At 48.0% G+C, this 1,409-nt stretch carries 1 protein-coding gene; it reads right to left on the reverse strand.

From position 1 onward, the window contains the following. Positions 1-1,019: LysM peptidoglycan-binding domain-containing protein (locus VU18_RS08740; protein WP_047758008.1), on the reverse strand; the 1,019-nt coding region annotated here is incomplete at its 3' end. Between the last annotated feature and the right edge of the window lie 390 nt (positions 1,020-1,409).

Here is a 1,409-nt window from a genome sequence, read left to right on the forward strand (position 1 = left end):
AAAACCGCCTCTTGGTTGGAGAGAGCATCCGCCAATGTCCCGGGCTGGTACGGAATGATCCAATCGTATCCATATAATGGGAGTCCGAGCAGTATTTTTTTTCGAGGCACACGTTCGACAGCAAACTGAAGAGCGGATTTCACCTCCTGAATCGGAGCGACTGGACCTGGCTCACTTGTTAAATGGTGCCAATCGTATGCCATGATAAACATATAGTCGACGACAGCGCCAATGCCGCCGTAATCGTAGCCTTTGAGCCAAGGGATCTCCTCGCTTGTTTTCGCTGGAACGGCGATCGTCAAAACATATCCAGCCGGTTTTAACCGATCGCGCAGTTGACGCAAAAAGCCAGTAAACAAATCACGATCCTCGCCGCGAATTTGCTCAAAATCAATATTGACACCACCATAGCCCTTTCGTGACACTAAATAAAAAATGTTCTCAACCAAATTCGCTCTCGCTTCCGGATTGTTCAGCACTTGGCTCGCCAGTCTCGGACTAAACCCGTCGGATGTTAGATTCGTCACTACCGCAATGGGTGTGACGCGGTTTTGCCATGCTGTTTCAATCGCTGCGGCGTCATCCTGTATCGTGACAATATCGCCATTGGGAGCGAAACGATATTCGAACAAAGCGATGTATGATGAATACGGAGCAAAATCCCGCACGAGCGCCCGATCTACGTTCGGTTCACGGAGAATATAATAGGCTAACGTTATGGCTCGATACGAAGAAATATCAGCAATAAAAATTTTCATTCCTGGATACATTCTATACGGATTCACTGTCGGGTTGGCGGACCGCAACTGTTCGACCGTCACAAATGCCTTCCGTGCGATGGCGCTGAGCGTGTCCCCTGGCTGTACTGTATACGTATAGATCGGGATCAATAATGCTTGACCAGGCACAATATTCGTTTCAACTAAGCCATTGACAAGACGCAGACTTTCCAACGGATAATCGTATCGCCTGCTGATGGAAAAAAGCGTATCTCCAGGCTGAACAGTGTGAATAAACATGATGGCCCCTCCATTGCATGGAACCACAAAGTTTCCGACATGATGATATATATATATGCCTGTTGCCTGCATCTGCACCTTGTCTCGCTATCTTCTGTACCCCATTGTATGTGTTCTACTCCTCATTGTAGCATGTATGATCCCCCCTAGAGCGCTCTCTTTTTTTCTTTATACTGCACACATTGAACTCCCCTTCTTCCTTCCTGTAAGACAATGAGGGGCCGCCTTGTGTCGCGGACTCCTCCTTGTATGTAATCTCCAATACATCCTATATAGATGCACCATGAAAAGTTAACTTCTCGATTACGCTGCACACCCCAGGCGTTGCAGCACTTCCCCGGGGCGTTCATGAATGTAGTCCACAAACCGGGCAATGGCTTGGGCGATATC

This window comes from Geobacillus sp. ZGt-1, from assembly GCF_001026865.1.
GTDB lineage: Bacteria > Bacillota > Bacilli > Bacillales > Anoxybacillaceae > Geobacillus > Geobacillus thermoleovorans.